The 25649-nt window shown below is 69.5% G+C and carries 26 protein-coding genes; 18 read left to right on the forward strand and 8 right to left on the reverse strand.

The window, feature by feature from the left end; all coding sequences use genetic code 11:
* Positions 1–144: 144 nt before the first annotated feature.
* The 5 genes from speB to Mth01_RS05905 form a co-directional block, all read right to left on the reverse strand.
* Positions 145–1158, reverse strand: coding sequence for an agmatinase (gene speB, locus Mth01_RS05885; RefSeq protein ID WP_239089401.1), 1014 nt, complete (start codon positions 1156–1158; stop codon positions 145–147).
* Between the two features lie 76 nt (positions 1159–1234).
* A complete protein-coding gene (locus Mth01_RS05890) occupies positions 1235–2854 on the reverse strand; it encodes a PH domain-containing protein (RefSeq protein ID WP_204012500.1) in 1620 nt (539 codons plus the stop codon).
* Positions 2851–3306: a PH domain-containing protein gene (locus tag Mth01_RS05895; protein ID WP_239089402.1), complete on the reverse strand. Its 456-nt coding sequence runs from the start codon at positions 3304–3306 to the stop codon at positions 2851–2853. The genes Mth01_RS05890 and Mth01_RS05895 overlap by 4 nt, the downstream gene beginning before the upstream one ends.
* A gap of 93 nt (positions 3307–3399) precedes the next feature.
* Positions 3400–4845 (reverse strand): MFS transporter, encoded by a 1446-nt coding sequence (locus Mth01_RS05900; RefSeq protein WP_204012511.1) that lies wholly within the window; start codon positions 4843–4845, stop codon positions 3400–3402.
* 118 nt (positions 4846–4963) lie between these two features.
* Positions 4964–5518: an ATP-binding protein gene (locus Mth01_RS05905; RefSeq protein ID WP_204012514.1), complete on the reverse strand. Its 555-nt coding sequence runs from the start codon at positions 5516–5518 to the stop codon at positions 4964–4966.
* A 145-nt stretch (positions 5519–5663) separates the two neighbouring features.
* On the opposite strand from Mth01_RS05905, the gene Mth01_RS05910 reads away from it, so the two are divergent.
* From Mth01_RS05910 to Mth01_RS05930, 5 genes are all read left to right on the forward strand, one after another.
* The gene (locus Mth01_RS05910; RefSeq protein ID WP_204012517.1) at positions 5664–6515 is read left to right on the forward strand and encodes a helix-turn-helix domain-containing protein; all 852 of its coding nucleotides are present in this window, start codon (positions 5664–5666) and stop codon (positions 6513–6515) included.
* A complete protein-coding gene (locus tag Mth01_RS05915; RefSeq protein ID WP_204012519.1) occupies positions 6512–6733 on the forward strand; it encodes a DUF397 domain-containing protein in 222 nt (73 codons plus the stop codon). The genes Mth01_RS05910 and Mth01_RS05915 overlap by 4 nt, the downstream gene beginning before the upstream one ends.
* A 127-nt stretch (positions 6734–6860) precedes the next feature.
* Positions 6861–7001, forward strand: coding sequence for a hypothetical protein (locus Mth01_RS05920; RefSeq protein WP_204012520.1), 141 nt, complete (start codon positions 6861–6863; stop codon positions 6999–7001).
* Between the two features lie 15 nt (positions 7002–7016).
* On the forward strand, positions 7017–7247 hold the full coding sequence (locus Mth01_RS05925) for a DUF6158 family protein (RefSeq protein ID WP_204012522.1): 231 nt from the start codon (positions 7017–7019) through the stop codon (positions 7245–7247).
* A 16-nt stretch (positions 7248–7263) separates the two neighbouring features.
* On the forward strand, positions 7264–7521 hold the full coding sequence (locus Mth01_RS05930; RefSeq protein ID WP_204012524.1) for a helix-turn-helix domain-containing protein: 258 nt from the start codon (positions 7264–7266) through the stop codon (positions 7519–7521).
* 203 nt (positions 7522–7724) lie between these two features.
* Here the strand turns inward: Mth01_RS05930 and Mth01_RS05935 are convergent, their stop codons facing one another.
* Complete coding sequence (locus Mth01_RS05935; protein ID WP_204012526.1) at positions 7725–7874, reverse strand: hypothetical protein; 150 nt, start codon at positions 7872–7874, stop codon at positions 7725–7727.
* 19 nt (positions 7875–7893) lie between these two features.
* Here Mth01_RS05935 and Mth01_RS05940 point away from each other — a divergent pair, with 19 nt between their 5' ends.
* The 11 genes from Mth01_RS05940 (at position 7894) to Mth01_RS05990 (ending at position 21513) form a co-directional block, all read left to right on the forward strand.
* Complete coding sequence (locus Mth01_RS05940; RefSeq protein WP_204012528.1) at positions 7894–8496, forward strand: hypothetical protein; 603 nt, start codon at positions 7894–7896, stop codon at positions 8494–8496.
* A gap of 94 nt (positions 8497–8590) precedes the next feature.
* Positions 8591–9286 carry a response regulator transcription factor gene (locus Mth01_RS05945; RefSeq protein ID WP_204012531.1) on the forward strand — a complete coding sequence of 232 codons (696 nt, stop codon included), beginning with the start codon at positions 8591–8593 and terminating at the stop codon, positions 9284–9286.
* A gap of 40 nt (positions 9287–9326) precedes the next feature.
* Positions 9327–10661: a sensor histidine kinase gene (locus Mth01_RS05950; protein WP_204012534.1), complete on the forward strand. Its 1335-nt coding sequence runs from the start codon at positions 9327–9329 to the stop codon at positions 10659–10661.
* 136 nt (positions 10662–10797) lie between these two features.
* Entirely contained in the window at positions 10798–13125 is a 2328-nt protein-coding gene (treY, locus tag Mth01_RS05955; protein ID WP_239089403.1) for a malto-oligosyltrehalose synthase, read from the forward strand.
* Positions 13126–13179: 54 nt separating this feature from the next.
* Positions 13180–15012, forward strand: coding sequence for a malto-oligosyltrehalose trehalohydrolase (gene treZ / locus Mth01_RS05960; protein WP_204012547.1), 1833 nt, complete (start codon positions 13180–13182; stop codon positions 15010–15012).
* 289 nt (positions 15013–15301) lie between these two features.
* Positions 15302–16288 carry a transporter substrate-binding domain-containing protein gene (locus Mth01_RS05965; RefSeq protein ID WP_204012550.1) on the forward strand — a complete coding sequence of 329 codons (987 nt, stop codon included), beginning with the start codon at positions 15302–15304 and terminating at the stop codon, positions 16286–16288.
* Between the two features lie 2 nt (positions 16289–16290).
* Positions 16291–17298, forward strand: coding sequence for a hypothetical protein (locus Mth01_RS05970; RefSeq protein WP_204012553.1), 1008 nt, complete (start codon positions 16291–16293; stop codon positions 17296–17298).
* 59 nt (positions 17299–17357) lie between these two features.
* Positions 17358–18419, forward strand: coding sequence for an AAA family ATPase (locus tag Mth01_RS05975; RefSeq protein WP_204012569.1), 1062 nt, complete (start codon positions 17358–17360; stop codon positions 18417–18419).
* An 84-nt stretch (positions 18420–18503) separates the two neighbouring features.
* Positions 18504–20273 (forward strand): vWA domain-containing protein, encoded by a 1770-nt coding sequence (locus tag Mth01_RS05980; RefSeq protein ID WP_239089404.1) that lies wholly within the window; start codon positions 18504–18506, stop codon positions 20271–20273.
* Between the two features lie 170 nt (positions 20274–20443).
* Positions 20444–21223: a helix-turn-helix domain-containing protein gene (locus Mth01_RS05985; protein ID WP_204012573.1), complete on the forward strand. Its 780-nt coding sequence runs from the start codon at positions 20444–20446 to the stop codon at positions 21221–21223.
* Positions 21214–21513: a DUF397 domain-containing protein gene (locus Mth01_RS05990; protein ID WP_204012575.1), complete on the forward strand. Its 300-nt coding sequence runs from the start codon at positions 21214–21216 to the stop codon at positions 21511–21513. The genes Mth01_RS05985 and Mth01_RS05990 overlap by 10 nt, the downstream gene beginning before the upstream one ends.
* Before the next feature lie 176 nt (positions 21514–21689).
* Here Mth01_RS05990 and Mth01_RS05995 read toward each other — a convergent pair whose 3' ends face one another.
* Positions 21690–22445, reverse strand: coding sequence for a hypothetical protein (locus Mth01_RS05995; RefSeq protein WP_204012577.1), 756 nt, complete (start codon positions 22443–22445; stop codon positions 21690–21692).
* A 299-nt stretch (positions 22446–22744) separates the two neighbouring features.
* Here Mth01_RS05995 and Mth01_RS06000 point away from each other — a divergent pair, with 299 nt between their 5' ends.
* A complete protein-coding gene (locus Mth01_RS06000) occupies positions 22745–23629 on the forward strand; it encodes a hypothetical protein (RefSeq protein WP_204012579.1) in 885 nt (294 codons plus the stop codon).
* 87 nt (positions 23630–23716) lie between these two features.
* Positions 23717–24136 (forward strand): hypothetical protein, encoded by a 420-nt coding sequence (locus tag Mth01_RS06005; protein WP_204012581.1) that lies wholly within the window; start codon positions 23717–23719, stop codon positions 24134–24136.
* Positions 24137–24188: 52 nt separating this feature from the next.
* On the opposite strand, the gene Mth01_RS06010 is transcribed toward Mth01_RS06005, so the two are convergent.
* Positions 24189–25526, reverse strand: a complete 1338-nt coding sequence (locus Mth01_RS06010) for an aminotransferase-like domain-containing protein (protein ID WP_204012584.1) — start codon at positions 25524–25526, stop codon at positions 24189–24191.
* Positions 25527–25649: the final 123 nt, after the last annotated feature.

Genomic DNA, 25649 nt, shown 5'->3' on the forward strand with positions numbered 1-25649 from the left:
CCCGAAACCCATAATGATCAGCACGTTGCCGATCATTCCAGTAGTGTGAAGCACCGAGCGGCTGAAATCAACCGGATCAGGGCTCTCCGTGATCGATCGGATACCCCCTGACACACCCACCCCGTAAGGTGTCGGGGGGTGAGGTCAGCGGTTGTCGAGGAGGGGCTGGGAGGGATCCCAGCTGGTGCCTTCGGCGGCGTCCTTGCGGCGGCGGGCCATGGCCGAGAGCGCTTCGAGGACGACCCGGTTGCCGAGATACGCGGTGATGTCCGCGTGGTCGTACGGCGGGGCGACCTCGACGATCTCCACCCCGACGACGGGCAGCTCGTAGCAGGTCCGGCGGACCGCGTCGAGAAGCTGACGGGCCGACAGGCCGCCGGGCTCGGGCGTGCCGGTGCCGGGCGCGTGTCCGGGATCGCAGACGTCGACGTCCACCGACAGATAGACGCCGTCGCAGTCGTCGAGGGCGATGCCGTACGCCTCGGTGAGGCACTCGTCGAGGCCTCTCGTCACGATCTCGGTCATCTCGTACGACCGCATCCGCTGGCCGGCCATCCAGTCCAGGGTGTCCGGCTCGGGCCAGTAGCCGCGCAGGCCGATCTGCAGGAACCGGTCGCCGCGGACGGCGCCCGACTCGATGAGCCGCCGCATCGGCTGCCCGTGGCCGTACAGGTGGCCGAACTCGATGTGCCCGGTGTCGGCGTGGGCGTCGAAGTGCAGCATGGAGATCCGGCCGAATCCGTGGTGGCGGGCGACTCCGGTCGCGTCGGGCAGGGCCACGGTGTGGTCGCCGCCGAGCACGATGGGGATCGCGCCGGAGGCCGCGATGCGGGCCACCGCATCCTCGATGGCCCGCAGGCTGCCCTCGATGTCGCCGGAGTACGTCTCGACGTCGCCCGCGTCCAGCACGCGCAGGTCCCGCAGGGCGTCGACGCGCATCGCCAGGCTGGGGCGTGATCCGTCGTGTGGCAGATAGCAGGTCTGGCGGATGGCGTTCGGCCCGAAGCGCGCCCCGGGCCGGTGCGAGGTGCCGCCGTCGAACGGCGCCCCCAGGATGATCACATCGGCGTCCGCGTAGCCGGCGGGATCGTCCAGATCGCAGCGGTCCACGCCGAGGAAGGTGATGTCGGGGCCGAACATCTGGCCGTAGCGGGTCAAGCCAACTCCTTTGGGCGGCGGTGGCCGCGCCTCACAGCGCGCCTGATATGCCCAGTCCTATCGTAAGGAGGGCAATTTATGCCATTTCCCACGAAAAGCCTTCGGGGATGATGAACGGGTCGAGCAGCCCCGGTGACCCTTCGGCGGCCAGTCGCAGCGCCTCGGCGAGGTCGACGTCCGATACGTGGTAGCCCTGGCGGCCCGCCGCCGTCGTGGCGGTCAGCGTCACCAGCCCGGCACGGCGCTGGAAGAACGAACGCCGCACGTTCCACCCGATGATCCCGTCGCATTCCAGCATCACCCGCCGGCGTACGAGCGACCCCCAACGGGTGACCAGATGGCCGGAGACGAGCGTGTGCCCGAGGGAGCGATAACGGTCGGCCGCCAGCAGCGCCGTGACCGGAAGCAGTGCGAGAGCCGACACCCACGGCCACGACGGCAGGTCCGCCCATCGCCCCAGGGCGAAGAGCGCGGCCGCGAGCAGCGCGTTGACGCCCAGGGCCCGGGTGAACCGGCGGCGCAGGGCGGCGGGTCCGTGCGGCATGAGAGGCGCCGTGGTCGGCGGCGGCCCGGGGCGCGGCGGCGAGCCTTCCGCCGTGAGCACGAGACCGGCGACCGTCTCGGCCTCGCCCCGCGGCGCGGGCGGCAGCAGCATCGACCCGCCACGCTGGGCGCCCTGGCCCACGCGCAGCCCGGTCGTCACCGCGATGAGCCGCGCCCCGCGCACGGCACGCAGCAGCAGCGGCTCGCTGATCTCGACGCCGCGCAGCCGCCGCTCCTCGATGGTGGTGGCTCTGGTGGTGATCAGACCCCGGGTGACGTGCAGCGTTCCGCCGTGCCTGCTGAGCCGGAAGTTCCAGAACGCGAACACATATCCGAGCGTGGAGGCGACCGCCACGAACACCACCAGGATCAGCACGACGGTCGCGACCTGCAGCGGAAGCGACAGCGTGCCGAACCACCGCCATCCCTCGCGCAGTAGCCGGAACCGGCCCAGGTCCACGTTGCCCTCGGAGGCCAACCGCGAGACGAAGCCCGCGATGACACCCACCGTGATCAGTCCCGACAGCGTGAACGGCCCGAACCCGATCCAGGCCGGCCGCAGCGTCGCGAGCACGATGTCCCCGGGCGCATTATCCCCGGGCGCGACATCCCCGCGTGTCGCGTCCGCGGCCTGGGCGTCCGCCGTACGGCTCGAGCGGTGGAGGAGCTCGACCCGCAGGCGGGCCGCCTCGGCGCCGCCCAGCGCGTCGAGCCTGAGACCGCCGCCGCCCGCCTTGTCGGACGTGCCGGTGCCCACCTCGACACGGGCGAGGCCGAGCAGGCGGTGCAGCACGTGGGAGGTGACGTCCACGGTACGGACCCGGTCGCGCGGCACCGTGAGCACCTTGCGCTGCAGCACGCCCTTACGTACCTGAACGTGCTCGGAGGTGATCCGGTAGGTGGTGGTGAACCAGCGCAGGATGCCGTACACCACCATGAGGCCGACGGCGGCGAGGCTCCACAGGTGCCCGCGCCCGCCGCTGCTCGACCCGGCCACCAGCAGACCGAGCAGGGCCGGCGCCGCCCGTACGACCTCCTGGACCGGGTGGACCAGCAGCATCCGAGGGCTCAGCCTCCGCCAGACCGGCTCCTGCTCCGGTTCGGCCGCGCCCGCCTCAAATCCACGCGGGCCGATCTCGCCGGTCTCGGTCATGTCGCGTCACCTGCGGTGGCCTGGGCGGTCGCCGTCAGTTCGGCGACGAGTCGCTGCGCCGTGTCCTGGCCGAGCCCGCTGATCTTCAGTGGTCCGGCGGCCGAGGCCGTGGTCACCGTGACGTTGGCCAGTCCGAACAGCCGCTCCAGCGGCCCGCGCTCGCTGTCCACGGTCTGGATCCGCGAGACCGGGGCGATCCGCCATTCCTGCTTGAACCAGCCCGACTGGGTGTACACGGCGGTGGGGGTGGTCTCCCAGCGGTGGACCCGGAAGCGCCACTGGGGCATGACGGCCAGATGCGCCGCGGCGACGACGACCGTGATCACGAGACCGGAGACGCGCACGCCGAGGTAGTCCCCCTGTGCGACCAGCCACCCGACCTGGGCGGCGATGAGGATCAACCAGCCCAGGGCGGCGCGCACGGTCCAGTACCAGATGGCGGTACGGCTCACACGATGCAGGGGAGGGCGCAGGGTCGGGGTCTCCACATCTCAACTCTGCACCATCGACGCCGGCCTGAAGCAGTGGCATCGCTCCGGGGTCGCCTACGACGAATGTCGTACCTCGTGGACGCTCAGCGGCGCGGCGATGTCCTCCAGCGACCGCCGGGCCGCCTCCACACCCATGAACCACTCGATCAGGCCGGCGAGGATCATGAGCGTGGCGCCGATCGCGTATCCGACGACCACGTTGCCGACCACCTGGCTCTCGACCAAGCGGCCGAACAGGACCGGCCCGATGATGCCGCCGAGGCCGGTGCCCACCGCGTAGAACAGCGCGATCGCCAGGGCCCGGGTCTCCATCGGGAAGATCTCGGAAACGGTCAGGTAGGCCGAACTGGCGCCGGCCGAGGCGAAGAAGAAGACCACCATCCAGCAGACCGTGAGCGTCCCGGCCGACAGGACCCCGCTGTTGAACAGGGCGGCCGTGCCGAGCAGCAGCACCCCGGACAGGATGTAGCAGCCAGAGATCATCGCCCGGCGGCCGATCGAGTCGAAGAACCTGCCCAGCAGCACCGGTCCGCAGAAGTTCCCGATGGCGATCGGCACGAGGTACCAGGGGGTGCTGCCGTCGGGCACTCCGAAGAACGTCGACAGCACCAGGGCGTACGTGAAATAGATCGAGTTGTACAGGAACGCCTGGCCGACGAACAGCGCGAGGCCGACGAGCGTCCGTTGCGGATAGCGGCGCAGCAGGGCGGCCGCCACCTCGGTCAGCGGGGTGTGCCGCCGCTGGTTGATCCGGATCTCCCGGCCCGGCGGGTCGAGCGGCCGGCCACCGGTCTCCTCCAGGACCTGGGTCTCGATGTCGCGGACGATCTCCTCGGCCTCCCGCTCCCGGCCGTGGATGAACAGCCACCGGGGGCTCTCCGGCACGAGCCTCCTGACCAGCAGGATCCCGATGCCCAGCACCGCGCCCATCCCGAACAGCACCCGCCAGCCGACGTCGACGGCGAGCACGTCGGGGTCGAGCAGCGGGATCGCGATGGCCGCGCCGATCGCGGTGCCCAGCCAGAACGAGCCGTTCACCACGAGGTCGACCGTGCCGCGCACCCGGGCCGGGATGAGCTCGTCGATCGCCGAGTTGATCGCGGCGTACTCCCCTCCGATGCCGGCCCCGGTGAAGAAGCGGCACAGGTAGAAGTACCAGACCTCGGTAGAGAAGGCCGTGGCGACGGTCGCGACGAGATAGACGACCAGCGTCGCCAGGAAGAGCTTCTTGCGACCGAAACGGTCGGTCAGGTGGCCGAAGTAGAGGGCGCCGAGGCAGGCGCCGGCGACGTAGACGCCGGCGGCGACCCCGACCTGGCTGTCGGTCAGTCCCAGCCCGCTGAGGGGGTCCGTGACCCGGGGACCGATGACGCCGACGATCGTGACCTCGAGTCCGTCGAGGATCCACACCGCGCCGAGCCCGATCAACACCAGCCAGTGCCAGCGGGCCCAGGGCAGACGATCGAGGCGGGCCGGAATATCGGTGCTTATTTGCGCCATACCGTCCCCTTCTTAGTCCGATATGGCGGCGTCTACCCGAAATCAGCCCTAATAGCGGCCAAGGGACGGTATTACCGTCTCGATGGCCCCGAGTGGCCGGGGCGGCCCCCCGGTAGGGTCAGCGCCGTCGGGGTTCTCCGGCGACTCGCTCGGTACGGACGTTGTCCGTACCGGCGTTGCCCGTACTGACATGGTCCGCTCCCGCCCGGTCAGGGGGCGCGTCGGAGGCGGCGGCCGAGGGGGCGTTCTGGTGTCCGAGCTCGAACCAGACCGAGACCCCGCCACGGCTCGAGGTGACGCCCCACCGGGCGGTGAACAGGTCGACGAGGTGGACGCCCCGGCCCGGCGTCAGCTCGGGGGTGGTCCAGCAGCCGCAGGCCTGCGTGGACAAGGTCACCCGGGTCCAGTCCGCGGTGGCCTCGACGGTCACCGTGTAGCCCGGACGGCTCCCGCAGACATAGGCGTGGCGCAGCGACTCCGCGATCAGTTCGCCGATCAGTTGTACGGCGTCGTCGCGGCAGGGGTGCCCGCCGAACTTGCGGGCCTCCCCGGTGGATCCGCCGGGGGAGTCAAGGTGGTCGGCGACGAACCGACGGGCCCGGCCGGCCTCCGAGGGCTCTCCCGCGTAGGGCCGCGAGATCGCGATTCTCCCCGGGAGGTTGAGAATTGTCATCCTGCGATAACTCCCTGTATACCCGCCTGCCTACGACCGATCGCCGTCCGTGCCAGACTTCATTCATCCTGCACTTTGGAATTCGGCTACGCAATAGTGCGAATGCACCATTGCACACTTCCTGACAAAGGGGGTATTCGGTCTCATGCGGACAGGACGAAGTCCGACCGTACGGCTGCGCCGGCTTTCCGGTGAGTTGACGCGCCTGCGGCGTGAGGCGGGATACAGCCGCGAGGACGTGGCCCAGCGCCTGGGCATGGCGGGTTCCACGGTGTACCGGATCGAGACCGGACACACCCGGCCGCAGGGCCGGACCATGCGCGACCTCCTCGATCTCTACGGGGTCGACGGCACCGAACGTGAGGCGCTTCTCGCCCTCGCCAGGGATGCCGGTCGGCGAGGCTGGTGGCACGCCTTCGGGGACGTGCTCCCCGGGCCGTACGTCGGGCTCGAGGCGGAGGCCGCCTCGGTCCGGAACTACGAACCCCTCCTGGTGCCCGGGTTGTTCCAGACCGGGTCCTACGCCCGTGCGGTGGTCGGCGCCGCACTGGTGAAGGACCCGGCGGAGACCGAGCGGCGGGTCACGGCCCGGATGGAGCGGCAGCGCCGCCTCACCGGACCCGACGCCCTGGAACTGTGGGCCGTCCTCGACGAGGCCGCGCTCCGCAGGCCCGTGGGCGGCCCGCCGGTCATGGCGGAGCAACTGCGCAGGCTCGGGGAGCTCGCCGTCCAGCCGAACGTCACCATCCAGGTGCTTCCGTTCGACGCCGGCGCCTACCTCGGGATGGGCAACTCCATGGCGATCCTCACCTTTCCCGACCCGGAGGACGCCGACGTGGTGCTGCTGGAGAACATGGGCGGCGAGCTCTATCTGGAGAAACCAGAGCACGTCCGCGGATATGTCCAGGTCTTCGATCACCTTCGTGCCGCCGCGCTCGGCCCGGAGAAGTCCATTGGAAAAATCGAGTCGGTCGAGAAGGAGATGGCAGGAAGATGAGGGGAACCCAGCCGGCGGACGACCTGGCCGGAGCCACCTGGCGCAAGGCGACGCGTTCCAACACCGTGGGCAACCAGTGCGTCGAGGTCGCCCGCCTGCGGAGCGGCATCGCCGTACGGGACTCCAAGAACCCGGAGGGCCCGAAGCTGCTGTTCACCAACGGTGAATGGGAGGCTTTCGTCGACGGCGTCAAGGGCGGCGAGTTCGATCTGTCCTGATGTGCCCAGGTCGTGCGGCTCGCGCTCGTGACGTGGCGCGGGCCGCACGGCACTGACGATTTCGAGGATTTCGGCCAATGCTCTCCATCTCGTGCATGGTGGGTCGGCAAGGGGGCAGAAGTCCGGCATGCGACGTGAGAACGATCCGGACATCGAGGATGAGCCGGACTTCGCTGAGGAGCACACTCCGTCGGCGACCGATCCGCCCATCGCGCAGCCCGATGACGGAAATCCCGACGAGCGGTGGGACAAGCCGACAGAGGTCTGAGGGGGAGGACACGCGATGACGACAATGGGCGTCGACCCGCGCGCGCTCGAGGACGAGGACCTGTTCCGTGAGCTGCGCCACATCCACGAGACGCGGTCGGAGGCCCTTTTCCACGGCTCCGACGACGCGCTGGAGCGGCATACCTCGCGGACGGAGGAACTGGAGCGGGAGTACCTCGAGCGGTTCCCCGAGCGCCATATCGACCCCGAGCGCCTGCGCAGCGGGGCGAGGATGCGCGGCCTGTAACGGCCGGTGATGCCCCGTGCGTGAGCGAGATCGTGATGATGAGAGCCTCGAGGACACCCAGGAGATGTCCGGGACCGACCTGGCCGTCTACGAGGCCGCCGCCGCGCTGAACGTGGCGGACCGGCCCGCCACGGTCGGCGAGATCACCGGAATGACCGGCCTGCCGGAGGAGACCGTACGGCACTGCCTCGACTCCCTTGTCGGCGGCGGGCGCCTCGTACCGCGTGGTGAGGCCTACCAACTCGGCCCGCACGACTGGGGCCTCAGCTACTGACCTGACCATGAAGTCGCAAGGGAGTGCTCCCAGGTGGGTTTTGCCCTGACGTCGAAACGGATGCCGGCAGAGGCACCACTCCCACCCGTGATCTTGCAGTAGAGACTTACTGGTAAGTGCGAGAAACTGCAAGATCACGAACGGGCTTTTTCCCGCTCAGGGCATGTGGCCGCGAGAGTTCGCAAGATCACGGCGGGGTCTGTTCAGTTCTCGTAGGTGTCGAGCCGGGGCGGCAGGGCGTTCCAGGTGCAGAACGCGGACGATTCACTCGATCCGCGCAGGAAGGTGACGCGCAGCCAGTACGGATCCTCCCAGACCTTCACCTCGTAGCCGTCGTTGGGTGACGCGGTCACCACCCGGCAGTCTTTGCCGGTGACCGCGATCGTCGCGCGTCCGCCCCTGAGCGAGAACGTGTGCAGGGTCTCGCCGTTCGAGGCGGCGGCCGGTGCCGCGACCGCTGTCGTCGGTCCCTTCGTCGTGGCCGTGCTCGCCGTCGTCGGTCCGTACGCCGTCGTCGGTCCGTGCGCCGTCGCCGGGTTCTTCGCCGTCGTCGGGTTCTTCGCCGTCGCCGATGTCGTCACCGGTTTGGGGCGCAGTCCGATGACGCGCGGCGGCCGAGGTGAGACGGGAAGCGCCTTCCGGGTCCGCCCGTCGGTCGAAGCGGCCCTACCCGTCCGCCGAGCGGTCGGGGCGGACCCGTTCACCGCGGGTGTCGCGTTCGCCTGGGCGTTCGAGGCCTCGGGCGAAGCGGGTCCGCCGGTGACGAATCCCGTCGGAGGCGGACCCGGTGAGATGGGGCCCGGTGAGATGGGGCCCGGTGAGGCGGGGAACGGCGAGGGGGTGCCGGATCCGGCCGCGGCCACCACCGGTGCCAGGGGTGCGTCGTCCAGGATCGTGCTGTACAGCACGTCGCGTACTCCCAGCCAGGACACACCTACAGCCAGTGCGGTCGCACCGCACCAAGCAAGCGCGTAGCTCAAGGGCCGTTTCATTACCCGATGATTTTAACTTCAACTGCCCTAGCAGATACCACTGCACCCCATGTAACACAGGTGTACCGTTCTGCCCCATGGCGACCGTTTTGGTGGTGGAGGACGACGAGTTCGTCCGCTCCGCGATCATCCGTGATTTGGCCGGCCGAAGCCATGCCGTACGCAGCGCCGGCCGGGCGCTCGACGCACTGCGCGAGATAGCGCAATCCGCCCCCGACGTGGTCATCCTCGATCTCGGCCTGCCCGATCTGGACGGCGCCGAGGCGCTCAAGATGCTCCGCGCGATCTCCAACGTGCCCGTCATCGTGGCCACGGCACGTGACGACGAGGCCGAGATCGTGAGGTTGCTGCGGAGCGGAGCCGACGACTACCTGGTCAAGCCGTTCTCCGGAGACCATTTGAACGCTCGGCTGGAGGCGTTGCTGAGGCGGGCCAGATCGGGGACCGTCGCGCCCGCCACCGTCATCAGCGTGGGCGGTCTCGTCATCGACGTCGACGGCCGGGCGGCCCAGCTGGACGGGGTCGCGCTCGATCTGACGCGGCGGGAGTTCGATCTGCTGGCCTACCTGTGCGCCAGGTCCGGGCGGGTGATCCCACGCAAAGAGCTGCTGGCCGAGGTATGGCGGCAGTCCTACGGCGACGACCAGACGATAGACGTCCACCTGTCGTGGCTGCGCCGCAAGCTCGGGGAAAGCGCCTCCCGGCCGCGCTACCTGCATACAGTCCGGGGAGTCGGCGTACGGCTCAGCCCACCCGGCGATCCCACGCCATGACTCCTCGCACGACTCCCCCCACGATGGGGTGGCAGCGGCGGTGAGACGCAGCCTGGTCCTGGTGGCGCTGGCGGTGACCGCCATGGTGGCGCTGGCCTTCCTGATCCCACTGGCCGTCGCGGTAAAGGAGATCGCCGAGAGCCGTGCGCTCGGCGAGGCGGAACGGCAGGCCAGCATGATCGTCCCCGCTCTGGTGGTCACCGATGACACGACCGCCCTCGAACGGGCGCTGGCCAGCACCCCGGCCGGGACCGGCCGGCTCGCCGTGCATCTGCCCGGCGGAGGCGCGATCGGTTCGTCGCGAGTTGGGACCGTCGATATCGCCGCCGCGTTCGAGCGGGCCAGGACCGTGCATGTCTCGGATGGCTACGTTCTGCTCAGACCGGTCGCGCTCGGCGGCGGGCGGCGAGCGGTCATCGAGGCGTACGCCCCTGATTCGAACGTCACGAGAGGCGTCACGACGTCCTGGGCCGTGCTGACGGCCGTGGCGCTCGCCCTGGTCGCCGCGTCGGTCGTGGTGGCCGACCGGCTGGGAGCGCGGGTGGTCCGGGCCGCCCGCCGCCTCGGTGAAGCGGCGACCTCTCTCGGATCGGGCGATCTTTCCGTACGCATCAAGCCGGACGGTCCGCCCGAGCTCGTCATGGCGGGGCAGGCGTTCAACACGATGGCCGACCAGGTGGCCGGTCTGCTCGCGGCCGAGCGCGAGCTGGCGGCGGATCTGTCTCATCGGTTGCGCACCCCGTTGACCGCGCTGCGGCTCAACATCGGCGGCACCGGGCCGGAGGCGGAGCAGCGTCAACTCGCGGTCGAGCGGCTGGAACGGGCGGTGGACGAGATCATCCAGGCGGCTCGCAAGCCGTCCCGTCCGATGCCGGGCGGCTGTGACGCGGCCGACGTCCTGCGGGAGCGGTTCGTCTTCTGGTCAGCCCTGGCCGAGGACCAGGGACGCCCGTGGCAGTTGGTCGGCGCCGACGTCCCGGTCCGCGTCCCGGTCACCGCGGCCGATCTCGGCGCGGCCCTCGACGCGCTCCTCGGCAACGTCTTCCGGCACACGCCGCAGGGGGTCGCGTTCCGGGTCACCCTGCACCGGGGCGCCGGCACAGTCGGCATCCTCGTCGCGGATGCGGGGCCGGGCATCGACGATCCCGAAGGCGCCCTCAGGCGGGGGCACAGCGGCGCGGGCTCGACCGGCCTCGGTCTCGACATCGCACGTCGCCTGGCCGAGTCGACCGGCGGCGGAATGCGGATCGAGGGGTCCGCGCTCGGCGGCGCGTGCGTGCAGATGTGGCTGCGCAGCGGCGGCGTCACGTTGAACCGCACCCCCCGCCGCCTGCTCTCCAGGCGCCTGCTCGGCCGGCGCCTGCTCGGCCGGTGAACTCGCGCCCACCCGGCGGGTGGCGGGAATGTCGTTGCCGCGCAGGAAGCCGCAACTGGCTACCGGCACTCCCGGGAGGCAGTATGGAATCGGCCGGAGCGTGTCCCCCACCGAATCCGTGAGGAAGGACGGTGCCGTGACATCCACCTACCGCGTGCAGCTGACCCCGGACTTCGGCTTCGCGGAGGTGGCCGGGCTGGTGGGATATCTGCGGGAGTTGGGGATCGGTCATCTCTACCTGTCGCCGATCCTCCAGGCGGTGCGCGACTCCCGGCACGGCTACGACGTGGTGGACCACGGCAGGGTGCGGGCCGAGTTCGGCGGAGAGCAGGGGCTGCGCGAACTGGCCGCGGCCGGGCTGCCGCTGGTCGCCGACATCGTGCCCAACCACATGACGATCCCGGTCCCGGAGTCGCGCAACGCCCAACTCTGGTCGGCACTGCGGGACGGCCCGCGATCCCCGCACGCCCGGTGGTTCGACTTCCGGTGGCCGGTCGCCTTTCCCATCCTCGACCCCGGCGACGATCCGTACGGCACGACGGTCAAGGCGGCCGACGGGGTCCTGCGCTATCACGATCACGTGTTCCCGATCCGGCCCGGTACGGAGCACCTCCCGCTGCCCGAACTGCTGGAGGCGCAGCACTATCGGCTCGTCGGCTGGCGCGAGAGCCCCGGCTACCGGCGCTTCTTCGACGTGTCCTCGCTGATCGGCCTGCGTGCCGAGGACCCGGAGGTCTTCGCCGCCACCCACGCCGTGACCCTCTCCCTGATCGAGGACGGGGTGCTGGACGGGCTGCGCGTCGATCACCCCGACGGGCTGGCCGACCCGTGCGGCTATCTGAGGCGGCTGCGACCCCACGTGCCCGGGCCGCTGTGGGTGGAGAAGATCCTCATCGACGGTGAGCGGCTGCCCGGCGACTGGCCGTGCGACGGCACCACCGGCTACGACGCGCTCAACATGATCACCCGGCTGTTCGTCGACCCGTCCGGCCGGGACGCGCTGGTCGAGACGTTCGGCCGGATGACAGGGGTGTCCGACGACTACGAGGCCGTGCGGTACGAATCGAAGAAGCACGTCATCGAGCTGTTCTTCCGGGGCGAGGTCGACCGGCTGACGTCGGACCTGGGAGACGCGGACCTGGGAGACGCGGACCTGGGGAAGACAGGGTTGCGCGACGCGGTCGTCGAACTGCTGGTGGCGATGCCCGTCTACCGGGCGTATGTCAACCCCGGCGAGCGGCCGCCGGACGAGACGGTGCGCATCATCCGGGGCGCCGCACGCGAGGCCGCCGCCCACGCCGATCCCGACGCCGTCGCCAAGGCCGCCGACCTCGTCCTGTACGGCCCGGCCGAGGCGGTCACCCGGTTCCAGCAGACCTGCGGCCCGGTCATGGCCAAGGGGGTGGAGGACACGGCCCTCTACCGGTGGTACCCGCTGGCCTGCCTGAACGAGGTCGGCGGCGAGCCCGACAGGTTCGGGGTCTCGGCGGCCGAGTTCCACGCGTTCTGCGCCGGTCTGCCGCCGAAGACCATGACCACGCTGTCCACCCATGACACCAAGCGGTCAGAGGACGTACGGGCTCGCCTGGCCGTACTGTCCGAACTGCCGGGGGAGTGGGCGGAGGCGGTCGGCTCGTGGACGGCCGAGGTGTCGTTCGACCAGAGGCTCGACTACCTGGCCTGGCAGTCGCTCATGGCGGCGTGGCCCATCTCGGTCGAGCGGTTCGCCGACTATCTGCTCAAGGCGGCCAGGGAGGCCAAGACGGCGATCTCCTGGATGGAGCCCGACCCGCGGTACGAGTCGGGGTTGCGGGACTTCGCGCGGCGGGCCGTCGAGGTCTGCGGCCCCTCTGTCGCCTCCTTCACGGCTCTCGTCGACCGGTATGCCCGGGTCAACTCCCTCGGGCAGAAGGCCGTCCAGCTCCTGATGCCCGGCATTCCCGATGTGTACCAGGGCAACGAGATCACCGACTTCTCGCTGGTGGACCCCGACAACCGGCGGCCGGTCGACTTCGAGCGGCGGCGCCGGCTGCTGGCGGCGCCCGACGACACGTGGGACGGTCAGAAGCTGCTGGTCACGACCACCGCGCTCCAGTTGCGGCAGCGCATCGACCCGGCCGGGCCGTACGTGCCGATCGCGACGGGGGAGCATGCGGTCGCCTTCGCGCGGGGGATCAACGCGGAGATCAACGCGGGGACCGGCGTCTCGGGAGACACCTCGGCGGCCGTCGTGGTCGCCACCCGGCTGCCCGTGAAACTGGAACGGCGGGGTGGGTGGGGAGGCGAGACGATCACCCTGCCGCCGGGCCGCTGGCGCGATCTGCTCGGCGGAAGCGAGCACACAGGCTGGGAGCACACGGGCAGGGAGCGAACAGGCTGGGAGCACACGGGCGGGGAGTACACGGGCCGCGTGCCCCTGGCACACCTGCTGTCGCGCTGTCCGGTCGCGATTCTTGAGAGGTGATCCCGGCGGTTCGCGGGGAAAGGTCCATCGTGACGACACCCGGGAGGACATGTAGTGAAAGGCACCTTCGAGGGCTGCGCTGTCGAAGCCTGGGCTGTCGAAGTCTGGGCGCCGAAGGCGGCGCAGGTCGAGGTCGAGTTCGGTGGGGCCAGGCACGGCATGTCGCCGATCGGGGGCGGCTGGTGGCGTCATCCCGGCACCGGGCTGCTACATGGCGTCGACTATTCGTTGTACGTCGACGGCCACGGGCCGTACCCCGACCCGAGGACGCGGCGGCAGCCGTACGGGGTCGAGGGGCCCAGCCGGGTCTACGAGCACGAGAGGTTCACCTGGGGCGACCATGGCTGGCGTGGCCGTGACCTGCGCGGGTCGGTCATCTACGAGCTGCATGTCGGGACGTTCACCCCGGAGGGGACGTTCCTGGGCGCGGTGCGCAAGCTCGACCACCTGCTGGATCTGGGCGTGGACTTCGTCGAGATCATGCCGGTGGCGCCGGTCCCCGGCAGGCGCAACTGGGGGTACGACGGCGTCGATCTCTACGCGGTCAACGAGGAGTACGGCGGGCCGGACGGGCTCAAGACCTTCGTGGACGCCTGCCACCGGGCCGGGCTCGGGGTCATCCTCGACGTGGTCTACAACCACCTCGGCCCTTCGGGGAACTATCTGGCCAAGTTCGGGCCGTACTTCCACGACGCGAAGGGGTCGTACTGGGGCGACGCGGTCAACCTGGACGGGCCGGGGTCGGACGAGGTGCGGCGCTACTTCATCGGCAACGCGCTGCAGTGGCTGCGCGACTACCACGTGGACGGGCTGCGCCTCGACGCGGTCCACGCGCTGCACGACAAGCGCGCCGTGCACCTCCTCGAGGAGCTGGCGGCCGAGGTGGACGCGCTGGCGACGGTCGTCGGGCGGCCGTTGACGTTGATCGCCGAGTCCGACCTCAACGATCCCCGCATGATCACGCCGCGCGAGGCCGGCGGTCTCGGCATGCACGCCGCGTGGAACGACGACGTCCACCATGCCGTCCACGCCGCCGTCACCGGCGAGACGGGCGCCTACTACGGCGATTTCGGCCCGCTGTCGGCGCTCGCCAAGGTGCTCACCCGCGGTTACTTCCACGACGGCACCTATTCGACGTTCCGCGGCCGATCGCACGGCAGGCCGGCGGCTCATGTGCCGGCCCATCGCTTCGTCTGCTGTGTACAGAACCACGACCAGGTGGGCAACCGCCCCGAGGGCGACCGGATGGAGCCCGACCAGCTGTGGATCGCCGCCGGGCTGCTGCTGACCTCGCCGTTCACGCCGATGCTGTTCATGGGGGAGGAGTGGGGGGCGAGCACGCCGTTCTACTTCTTCACCGACCACTTCGAGCCCTCACTGGCGGAGGGCGAGGGGGAGCGGCGCAGGCGGGAGTTCGAGGGCTTCGGCTACGAATGGAAGGCGCCCGACCCGCAGGAGGAGGCCACGTTCCTGCGGTCGAAGCTCGACTGGGGTGAGCTGGCCGAGGACGGCCACGCCTCACTGCTCGGCTGGTACCGCGACCTGATCGCGCTGCGCAAGACGTGTCCCGACCTCACCGATCCACGGCTCGACCGAGTGCGGGTCGACTTCGACGAAGACGGGCGAAGCCTGGTGATGGAGCGCGGCTCGCTGCGGGTCGCCGCCAACTTCGGCGCGTTCCCGGTCTCCGTACGGCTCTCGCCCGCCGCGAGCACAGGCGTTGAGAGCACAGGCGTTGAGAGTACGGGAGCCGAGAACGCGGGTGCCGGACGGATCCTGCTCGCCTCCACGGAAAGCGCCCGGATCGCCGGCGGCGACCTCCATCTTCCCGCCCAGTCCCTGGTCATCGCCCAGCTCCCCCCTTCTCCCTCCACACCTCCCGGGTGATCTTGCAAATACTCACAGAGGGTGTCGCTTCGGATCGCGCACGGCGCACTGATGGCCGTCGGCGGTCTCTGGCTCGCCGCGGACCTGTGGCGGGCGGGCCGCGTCGGCTCCGTCGAGGCCCTTCGCCGATGAGGGTGTCGCACCGGGCGTGGCGTCGCTAGCCTGCCATCAATGATCCAGATTTGGCGGAGGCGAGCGGACGTCGATGGGTGACAGCCGGATGGACCGGATGAAAGCGTGGCGATTATCGCGCAGGCCGAAGGTGGCACCTACGGCCGAGGACGCCGACGTGACGGAGGATGAGCCACCGCTGGATGTCGACCCGGTGGTGCCGCCCGAGGAACGCGGTCGCACCCTGCGTCTGGCCGGGTGGCTCGCGGCGGTCACCCTGGCCGGCGTGGTCGCGGCCTGGACGATCTGGGCCACAGGATCGCCCACCGAAGCCGACCTGCGCGAGGAGGCCCGTCTCGTCGGCAAACAGGAACTGCTGATCGGCGTGAAGGACGACTCGCCCGGCGTCGCCCTGCTGGACCCGAAGACCGGCCGGTATGAGGGCTTCGACATCGAGATCGCCTACATGGTTGCGGCGGAGCTGGGTTTCTCTCCCCGTCAGGTGAGGTTCCTGGCGATCGAGACCGAAGACCGGGGCAGGATGCAGGCCATGGACCGCGATGGCCGGTTCGCCACCGTCGATCTCGTCGTGGCGACGTTCAGCGTCACCGCGGAACGGACCGCCCAGATCTACATGTCCGAGCCGTACCTGGAGACCGAGCAGACGGTGGTCACCCGTCGCGACCATGAGGACGTGTCCTCACTCGGCGACTTGGCCGGTGAGAAGGCGTGCACGCTCGCCACCTCGACGTCGGAGGGCAAGCTCAGGGAGGCCAGGGCGACCCCGGTGAGCAAGAACAGGATCAGCGAGTGCGTCGCCGGCCTGCGTGCCGGCAAGTACGACGCGGTGACCACCGACGCGGCCATCCTGGCGGGCTTCGTGGCGAAATACGCCAATGAGCTGCGCGCACACGACATCGGGCTGACCACCCCCGAGCGGTGGGGGATCGCCACCGGACGCAACCGCGCGCTGCGCACCCTGGTGAACCTCGCCCTCTACCGCTCCTACGCCAATCCGCAGGACCGTCGCTGGGAGAAGGCGTTCGACACCTACCTGGCGCCGTTGCAGCAGGCCAACGGCAGGCAGCAGGTCGCCATGGCCGAGCAGCCCTTGATCGACGAGCCGGACGTCCGGCGCTGGCCGTGGGAACGAGACGTCCCCTGACGATGGCCGACGGCTCCGACGACTCCCAGGACCGCCGAGGCGGTCGCGCCAAGTCGAGCAACCAGGAGTGGCTGCTCGCCGTGCTGCCCGCCTTTCCGCTGGTGCTGCTGGTGTTGCGGCTCTGGTACGCGGGCCGCCAGGACACCCAGACGCTGCTCCTGCTCGTCCAGCACGTCAGCCCGCTCGGCCTGCTCAGCTCGGTCCTGATCCCCGGGCTGTGGATCATTCCCGCGGTGGTGCTGCTGATCCGCGTGCTCAGCGCTCTCTACGTGGTCAGTGCCCGCCGCTCGTCGCTGCTGGTCCGGGCAGCCGACCGGATCCCCGACTGGGTGCTGGTCGTGGCCGTCGCGGTCGCCCTCCTTGCCTGGCAGCTGCGGTTCCTGCCCACGCTGCTGATGCTGACCCTCGCCGTCCTCGGGCTGACCGTCCGCGAGCGCGGCCACCGTCGCTCCGCCGTACGGTTCGTCGGTGCGGTGCTGCCCCTGCTGGCCGCCGTGGTCTGCTACGTGCTGCTGGCCCCGGCGATCGCCGACGCGATGCACGAGGGGGATCGGGTCACCCTGCTGCTGCTCGCCATGCCCCCGGGCCTGAGCGCGCTGCTCACCGGTCCTGTCCCGCGGGCATTCGCATGGGTGATCAGCCATGGTGTCGCTCTCCTGGTCGCCCTGGTGCTGCCCGTCGTCGTGGGCGTGGTCTTCCTCCGGGTTCCGGTCATGCCGCTGGTCGCCGTGGAGACGACGGGGGAGGACGGCCTCCCACCGGTGATCGTGGGGTACACGATCACCGTGGATGACCGGATGACCACGTTTCTGTCCACCGACGGCATCGTGCGGTTCGTCGACAACGATCACCTTGGCGTCCAGACGCTCTGCCCCGATCCCGCGGAGATCCCGAACAGCCGCGTCGACCTGCGCGGATGGTACGTGGAGGAGAGCATGATCTCCTGGCTCGCCCCCGAACGCGCCACGACCCCCGACGACCCTCGCTGCCAGGGCCGCCGCGCCGGCTGACCCGTATCCGAGCGTAATCGAGTGGCGAGGCGCCTGCCGTCTTTGCGAACCTTGTGCCCGTGCAGGCGATCATGACAGTCACTCCGGCGCGCCTCCCCGAGGTGCTGCTTCACGTCGCCGTCGTGCGGCCGGTGTTCCTCTGGGGCGCCCCGGGCATCGGCAAGAGCTCGCTCGTGCGGTCGTTCGCCGAATCCCTCGGTCTGCCCTGTGTCACGTTGCTCGGCACCCAGCTCGCGCCGGAGGACCTCATCGGCGTGCCGCAGATCGTCGGCGACCGCAGCAGATTCGCCCCGCCGGAGACGATCGCCAGGGCCGAGCCGTACTGCCTGTTCCTCGATGAGCTCAACGCCTCCTCGCCCGAGGTGCAGAAGGCCTTCTACTCGCTGATCCTCGATCGGCGGATCGGCGCGTACGAGCTCCCGGAGGGGGCGGTGGTGATCGGGGCGGGCAATCGGGCGACCGACAACGCGCTCGCCAGGCCGATGGCGTCCGCGCTGGTCAACCGTATGATCCACATCCACCTTCGGGCGTCGGCCGACGACTGGCTGACGTGGGCCGCGAACAACGGCATCCACCCGTGGGTGGTCGACTACCTCGTCCAGCGGCCCGACCACCTGTGGAGCCCCCCGCCCAAGACCGAGGAGCCGTTCTCCACTCCGCGCGGCTGGCACATGCTCTCCGACGCGATGCACTCGTACGGCGAAGGCCTCGACGACGAGACGCTGGCCATCCTGGCCACCGGCACGCTCTCGGCGAGGCACGCGTCGGCCTTCCGCGCCTACGTCAAGACCGTACGGCACGCCTACGACCTCGACGCGGTCATCAAGGGCGACGCGGCCTGGCCGCGCGGACCGGAGGACCGCGACCTGCTCTACTTCCTGTCGGAGACCTTCCGGGCCAGGCTCGTCAAGGGGCTGCCCAAGTCGAAGGAACACGCCTCCCCCACCGGGAAGCAGCTGGCCTTCCGGGCGAAGACGCTGCTCACGGAGTTGGCGGAGATCTCGCTCGAATGCGCTCAACTGGTCATCGCGACGGACGACGACGGAGCCCCGGTGCTGCCGTCCTGGTTCCTGGTCGAGGTCAGCCGGGACCTGCCGCGCCTGGCCGCCGCCCGTGGTTGACATGGCCCGAAACCGACACGACGCGGGGTTGACATGAAACGGCGCGGTGGCGGCAGGCGGAAATCCGATCCATGGCGTGACGCCGTGAACCAGGGATGGGAGCGGGTGCGGTCGCAACCGCTCTTCCAGCACATCGGCGGATACCTCTACCCGGCCCGCGACGGCGAACTGCCCAAGGACCGGTGGGCGTACATAACTCCGAGCGGCAGCGTGTATCACCATCCCCGCCTGCGGGGCGAGGCCGCCGAGTGGGCCTGGGCGTTCGCGCACTGCCTGCTGCACGCCGGGTTCGGGCATCTCGATCCGGCGACGGCGACCCCCGACGATCTCGGTCGCGAGGAGGCGCCGGGCCAGGGGGAGCCGTGGCGGTCCCCGGGGCATGCGTATCTCGCCGCGTGCTGCGTGGCCGTCGACAGGTTCCTCACCACGCTCAAGATCGGCCGACCGCCTGAGCGGCTGCCGCATTTCCCCGCCGAGAACGAAGGGACGCTGGCCGGCCTGTGGCGGAGCTCCGGTGTGCCGACCGAGTTCGACGTGCCGTCATTCCCGGACTTCTTCGTCGGTTCGGCGGAACTGGCCGCGCGGGTCGACCATCAAAGGGCCTTCGCCATCGGCGTCTCCGCCGCGGCCACGCTGGCCGTCGAGATGGCCGGGGGCGCGCACGGCTCGCTCAAGAGCCACATCAAGAAACCCTGGGACCTCGCCCTCGGCTGGTTCGTCTCGTCGTACCCGCTGCTGGGCGCCCTCGCCGCCGGGATGACGATCGTCGCGGACGCCGATCTGGCCCGCGGCTGGGACATCTCGATCGCCGCGGTCAACGCGCAGTCGGCGGAGATATACATCAACCCCCTCGCGGGCCTGACGGAGCAGGAGTGGCGGTTCGTGCTGGCACACGAGATGCTGCACGCCGCGCTCCGCCACGGCGACCGGGTCGGCTGGCGGGAGCCGTACCTGTGGAACGTGGCCTGCGACTACGTCGTCAACGGGTGGCTGGTCGAGATGGGCGTCGGGCAGATGCCGGAGGGCCTGCTGTACGACCCGGACCTGCGCGGCCTCTCGGGAGAGGCCGTGTACGACCGGATCGCGGGCGACCTGCGCCGTCTGCGCAAGCTCGCGACCCTGCGCGGGCGGGGCCGTGGTGACGTGCTGGGCGAGCCGCTGCCGCGCCCCGGGGCTCCCGGCCGTTACGTGGACCTGGACACCTACTACCGGAACGCGCTGGCCGCCGGTCTCGTCTACCACCGCGACAGCGGACGAGGTGACGTGCCGGCCGGCTTGGAGCAGGAGATCAGAGCCCTCGATCAGCCGCCGCTGCCGTGGGACGCCCAGCTGGCGCGGTGGTTCGAGGAGCACGTTCCCACGATCGAGCGGTGCCGCTCGTACGCCAGGGCCTCCCGCCGGCAGGCGGCCAGTCCTGACATCCCCCGTCCCGGCTGGGTGCGTCCGGAGGAGACGACATGGCGGTCGACCTTCGGCGTCGTGCTCGACACTTCAGGCTCCATGGACACGAAGCTCCTGGGCAAGGCGCTCGGTGCGATCGCCTCCTACGCGGCGGCCCGCGACGTGCCACGCGCCCGAGTGGTGTTCTGCGACGCGGCCGCCTACGACGCGGGATATCTGCCCGTGGCGGACATCGCCCAGAAGGTGCGGGTGCGGGGACGCGGCGGAACGGTGCTGCAGCCCGGGGTCGACCTGCTCGAACGGGCGGACGACTTTCCGCCGGACGGACCGATTCTGATCATCACCGATGGCGAGTGCGATGTCGTCAGGGTGCGGCGTGAGCACGCGTTCCTGATTCCGGCGGGCGGGCATCTCCCGTTCCGCCCCCGTGGACCGGTCTTCCGCATGCGGTGAACCCGGCCTGACGGGATTGCGGCTCTCCTGCTGTCGATTTTCGGCCACGGACGGCTCCAACTTGACTACTCTCTGTTTGTAACCCGTCACGGACCGGAATTTCACCGATCGCGGGCGTGGTCGGACCCTGTCGTTGGGCCCTGCCGTCAACTCCGGGCGAAGGAGGCGTTGTGGTCGATGCCTATTCACCACAGGCGATCTGGGGCAGGGAGCTGCGTCATTACCGTCAGGAGGCGGGGCTGACCCAGGCGCAACTCGCCCAGAAGATCCACTTCAGTGAGTCCCTGATCAGCGGTGTCGAGACCGGTCAGCTTCCGGCCAGTCCGGAGTTCGCCCAGTGCTGCGACGACGTCCTGTCCACGGGTGGCGCGCTGCAGCGACTCCTCGACTGGCGGAAGGGCCAGGTCTTCCCCTCCTGGTTCGGTAAGTGGCGCGACAAGGAGCAGGAGGCCACGACGCTGCGGACGTACGAGCCGCTCGTGATCCCCGGACTGCTGCAGACCGAGTCGTACGCACACGTGGTCCTGCGAGGCAACGAGACGGCCGTGGCGGCTCGGCTGCACCGGCGGCTCATCCTCACCCGGGAGGATCCGCAGCCCCCGATCTTCCGCTGTGTCCTCGACGAGGCGGTGCTGTACCGGCCGATCGGTGGGCGGGAGGTGATGCGCGAGCAACTCGATCACCTGATCGCGATGGCCGGTCCACGGCTGAGCGTTCAGATCGTCCCGCAGGGCATGCATTCGGGGCTGCTCGGCGGGTTCGTCATAGCCACGCTGGATGACGGATGCGACGTTCTGTACGCGGAGACCGCCATCCGCGGCATCACGACGAGCGATGCGGGCGACGTCTCGGCGGCGATCGAGCGTTTCGAGGCCATCCGGACCGAGGCGCTTCCGTTGAACATGTCGCTTGAATTGATCAAGAAAACGATGGAGGAGAGATGGACCTGAACAGCGCGCTGTGGCGCAAGTCAAGCTTTTCCGGCGACAACGGCGGCAACTGCGTCGAAGTCACCGAGCTCGAGCACGTCGCGCTGACCCCTCATCACATGAGCGGGCAGCACGTCGACGGCACCGCCCACAAGGCCGCCCACAAGGCCGGTCACGGGAGGTTGATCGCCGTACGGGACTCGAAGGACCCCGACGGCCCCAAGCTGTTCTTCACCTCCGACGAGTGGTCCGCCTTCCTGCAGGGTGTGAAGGCCGACGAGTTCGACCTCACCTGTGGCGACGTGCACTGACCCTCGGTCGGGTACTGCCCTGCCCGGTCTTCGGTATGACTCGATCTCGGGGATGTCGCCGACAATGTGAGTCGGCCGGGCTCGACGATCTCGTGGCGGCGATGGAGGGACAGACGCCGCCACGACGAGCGTCCCTCGGCGGATCAGCCCGTCGTCGTTGCCGGGCGGGACACGACCTAAGCCATCTTCTTGAAGAAGGTGACCGGGTTCGCTGTCTCGCTCCGGCAGCCGAGCCTGATCGCTTTGAAATCTCCCCCATATCGGATATCGACCTCCTTGAGCATATAAGCTTCTCGCCGTCTCGCGTCATCCGCTAACTTGCCATGTACCGTGCCAAGTGCCATGTAGGCGACATAGTTGCAGAATCCTTCGATGGCTTCCTTGCCATCATTTCCCGTGCGGTAGGCCCAGACGTGGGTGAGTTCGTGTGCCAGGGTCTCCAGGAAAGGCACCACCCGCAGCTTCCGGATGATTTTGATCTGAAAATCGGTTGAGCCGCGTGTCCATATCGCGCGGCCCAGGATGGTGCCTTTCTCTCCATCGCCGGTCGCGAGTGTCGCCGCGTCGACGAGGGTGACGGAGATGGAGAGCTTGGCAAGGATCTTCTCCTCCTCGCCGTGACGGGCGAACCACTTGTCGAGCCAGTTCCTCGTCGAGTACAGCACCTTGTCGGCCGCGTCCTGGCTCTCGACCAGGCTGGGGGAGGCGCAGTAGGAGCAGCGGTAGTCGCGGTCATCGACCTTGACTGTGCCGCGCAGCAGGCGGCCGTCCGAGAATGCCGCACGGACCTGGCATGAATAGCATCGAATGTCTGCTTTGATACATTCGTCGCATAAGTTGAGTCTTGAATAGGCGGACGGTGCGTACCTGCTCTGCCGTCGCGGCTCCCTGATGCAGCTGTCGCACGTAGGGGGGGTTTCCGGCGGGTACATGGTCTTGTTCCTCCAGAATCTTTTCCGTCTCCCGTATCCCGGGACGCGTCTGCTTCTGCAGCGTATATCAGGCGAGGAATCCAAGGAAGAGATCTTTTTCTGTGATTTTCGTCCTATTATCGGCCCGTCCGGAAATGGTAATAAAATCAGCTTGGGAGTCCTCGACCTGCCTCTGACTCCCCTCTGACTCCGCATGATCTGTGGATAAGCGCCCTTGTCCACAGAACGGCGTTCGGCGGAGATTTTCTGGACGTGATCGGCGCAGGCTGGGGACCTCCAGGCGTTCTGAGGAGGAACCCATGAAGATCACATATCCGGTGCCGGCCGAGACCACGAGCGTTTTCGTCGTCGTGACCGACCGCACCCCGACCGAGCTGTCCTCGATCGTGCCGTGGCGGATGGGGCGGCCGCACCGGCGCACGGCGATGGAGGCGCTGGGCACGCCCCGGCTCGAACTGGAGGCGTTCCGGGCCGCGCAGTCGCCGTGGCGGCGGATGGACCTGGACGGTGACGACATCCGCAAACAGGTGCGCAGGGCCCGCCACCACATCGTCGTCTCCAGCATCGCACCCGTGACCGCCCAGCCGGAGGCGGCGCAGGTCGCCCGGGCGGCCGCTCGCGGGGTGGCCGAGGCCTACCACGGAGTGATCGTCGACCCGCTCACCGGCACCGCCTTAACCCACTGCCCCCAATGCCCCGGGGAGCGGCAGGAGTTCCGGCTCGGCGACGACTGGCTGGGCTGGACGTCGGAGGTCGACGAGACCGGCTCCTGCCCGCCGTGGGAGCCGGCGGCCTCCGGGCTCTGCTCGTGTCTGCGGGTGACGACCCGAGGCCTGCGCCGGTTCGGCCTACCTGAGATCATGCTGGACGGCGCCGCGTGCGCGCACAGCCTCTGCACGGTCGACATCCTGCGCGCCGTCGCCGATCGGCTGCTGCTCGGGCATCTCGACTGGATCACCGGTCACCCGGGTGCCCCATGCCGGACGATCGGCGAGCACCTGCGGATCGGCCAGGCCGACTTCGCGGTGTTCTCCGGCAGCCCCGATCTCGATGACGAGCCCTTCCGCGTACGGCTGACGCGGGACGCCGCCGACCGGTCATGCCTGCGGATCGGCCCGCCGGACGGCTTCGACGGCACGGTCAACGACTGGCTCTGCCGCACCCCCGGCATCCTGGCCGCCTGACGACAAAGATGTTCAAATCTTGACTAAATTGGTCGAGTGGGTGACGGTGGCGCTTAAGGGATCTTTCGCTCAGGATCGGAGGAGATCATGAGAAGGTTCAGAACATCCGTCGCGGTGTCGGCGATGCTCGCCGCCGCACTGGCCGTGATAGCGCCGGGCGGCGCGGCCAACGCCGACACGACGATGACGAGGAACGACGTCCCGGAGTGCGTGGTCAACGTCACCGAACCCGTGTCGAACGGCGAGACCATGACCGTGAACGGGAGCGTCATCTGCCCGAAGGGATCCGTGGACCACGGTTGGATGCTGCTCTGGTTCAACGGGTCGGAAGGGGTGGAGAACGGCGTCGCAGAGCTTCAGGAATCCGGCCCGACCTTCCAGGCGACCGTCGTCGCGCCGTGCGTCGAGGGGACCTTCCGAGGTGAGCTGTTCATCAGCCTGCACCGGACCTCGGGGGGCGGCGGTTTCAACGTAGGAGTTTCCAAGCTGGTGACCATCACCTGCTGACCACCGTCCCGGCGCCCCCATCCCCGGGCCTACCTGGCACGGTGCCCTGCCCTCAATCGGTCAGGAGATCGTCCGGGGAGGAGCGGGCGAGGCCGCTGAGGGTGGCCAGAGCGCGCGCCAGCGTTTCGGCGGGGGGCGACGCGAGGCCGAGCCTGACGGCGTTCGGCGCACGGTAGTCGCCCACGGCGAAGGCCGCCGCCGGAGTCACGGCGATGCCGTGCCGTGCGGCGGCCGCCACGAACGTGTCGGCCCGCCACGGCGGCGGGAGCTCCCACCAGCAGTAGTAGGAACGCGGATCGCTGCGCACCGAGAACTCGCCCAGGTGGCGGGTGGCGATCTCCTGCCGGACGGCCACTTCTCGCTGCTTGCCGCTGGTCACCGACCGTACGACGCCGTCCGTCCACCACTGGGCAGCCGCCTCGAGTGCGAACCGCATGGGCGTCCAGGCCCCGGAGTGCAGCGCCGCGGTGACGTTCGCGACCGCCGCCTCGGGAACGACGGCGAATCCGACGGTCAGCCCGGGCGCGAGCCGTTTGGAGAGGCTGTCGATGAGGATCGTGTGCTCGGGCGCCCAGGCGGCGAGTGGTGGCAGGTCGTCCCGGAGGAACGACCAGATCGTGTCCTCGATCGCGTGGACGCCCAGCCGCGTGAGCACGCTCGCGAGCTCGGCCCGGCGTTCGACGGGCATGCTGAGCGACAACGGGTTGTGCAGCGTCGGCTGGAGATAGATCGCCTTCAGCGGAGCCTTGCGTGCCGCGGCCGCCACGGCGTCGGGGACCAGCCCGGCCTCGTCGACCGTCAAGGGGACGAGGGTGACCCCGAGCCGGGCGGCGATCGCCTTGAGCACGGGATAGGTGAGCTCCTCGACTCCCAGCCGCGCGCCCGGAGGAACCAGCGCGGCGATGGCGGCCGCGATCGCCTGACGGCCGTTGCCGGCGAAGAGCACCCGCGCCGGGTCCGGGCGCCAGCCGCCGCGTGCGACCAGATCCACGACGACGTCGCGGGCGAGTGGCGTTCCGGCCGCACCCACCGGCCGCATGGCCGACAGCAGGACGTCCGGGCGGAGCAGCGGCTTCATGGCGTCCCCGAGCAGGCGGGCCTGTTCGGGCACGACGGGATGGTTGAGCTCGAGATCGATTCTGCTGTCGCTGGGTTCGGCGAGGGCGGTTCCGAGCTGCCGGGCGGAGGCCCGTACGAACGTGCCGCGGCCGACCTCGCCGACCGTCAGGCCGCGGCGGCCCAGTTCCTTGTAGACGCGGACGGCTGTGGAGTTGGCGATGCCGCGCCGCCGGGCGAAGTCCCGCTGTGGAGGCAGCCGGTCTCCCGGTCGTAGCCGTCCGGCGGCGATCTCCGCGGCCACCTCGTCCGCGACCAGCCGAAAGCTCTCCATCGCCGTCTCCTCTCGCGGGGGCCCGTGAAGACAATCCAAACAGAGAATTGCACCGAGTGCAATATTAATATTGCACTCGAATATGCTCGCGGAATACGCTGAGGAGGTCGTGATGAGAGCGTC

The sequence above is a fragment of the Sphaerimonospora thailandensis genome (assembly GCF_016863115.1).
Taxonomy (GTDB): domain Bacteria; phylum Actinomycetota; class Actinomycetes; order Streptosporangiales; family Streptosporangiaceae; genus Sphaerimonospora; species Sphaerimonospora cavernae.

What these genes read in the sequence shown, in the direction of transcription:
- Mth01_RS05890 (WP_204012500.1), bottom strand. Translation starts at nt 2,854, where the DNA reads ATGACCGAGACCGGCGAGATCGGCCCGCGTGGATTTGAGGCGGGCGCG.
- Mth01_RS05920 (WP_204012520.1), top strand. Translation starts at nt 6,861, where the DNA reads ATGCGACGTGAGAACGATCCGGACATCGAGGATGAGCCGGACTTCGCT.
- Mth01_RS06010 (WP_204012584.1), bottom strand. Translation starts at nt 25,526, where the DNA reads ATGGAGAGCTTTCGGCTGGTCGCGGACGAGGTGGCCGCGGAGATCGCC.
- Mth01_RS05925 (WP_204012522.1), top strand. Translation starts at nt 7,017, where the DNA reads ATGACGACAATGGGCGTCGACCCGCGCGCGCTCGAGGACGAGGACCTG.
- Mth01_RS06005 (WP_204012581.1), top strand. Translation starts at nt 23,717, where the DNA reads ATGAGAAGGTTCAGAACATCCGTCGCGGTGTCGGCGATGCTCGCCGCC.
- Mth01_RS06000 (WP_204012579.1), top strand. Translation starts at nt 22,745, where the DNA reads ATGAAGATCACATATCCGGTGCCGGCCGAGACCACGAGCGTTTTCGTC.
- Mth01_RS05995 (WP_204012577.1), bottom strand. Translation starts at nt 22,445, where the DNA reads ATGTACCCGCCGGAAACCCCCCCTACGTGCGACAGCTGCATCAGGGAG.
- Mth01_RS05945 (WP_204012531.1), top strand. Translation starts at nt 8,591, where the DNA reads ATGGCGACCGTTTTGGTGGTGGAGGACGACGAGTTCGTCCGCTCCGCG.
- Mth01_RS05905 (WP_204012514.1), bottom strand. Translation starts at nt 5,518, where the DNA reads ATGACAATTCTCAACCTCCCGGGGAGAATCGCGATCTCGCGGCCCTAC.
- Mth01_RS05910 (WP_204012517.1), top strand. Translation starts at nt 5,664, where the DNA reads ATGCGGACAGGACGAAGTCCGACCGTACGGCTGCGCCGGCTTTCCGGT.
- Mth01_RS05990 (WP_204012575.1), top strand. Translation starts at nt 21,214, where the DNA reads ATGGACCTGAACAGCGCGCTGTGGCGCAAGTCAAGCTTTTCCGGCGAC.
- Mth01_RS05970 (WP_204012553.1), top strand. Translation starts at nt 16,291, where the DNA reads ATGGCCGACGGCTCCGACGACTCCCAGGACCGCCGAGGCGGTCGCGCC.
- Mth01_RS05915 (WP_204012519.1), top strand. Translation starts at nt 6,512, where the DNA reads ATGAGGGGAACCCAGCCGGCGGACGACCTGGCCGGAGCCACCTGGCGC.
- Mth01_RS05900 (WP_204012511.1), bottom strand. Translation starts at nt 4,845, where the DNA reads ATGGCGCAAATAAGCACCGATATTCCGGCCCGCCTCGATCGTCTGCCC.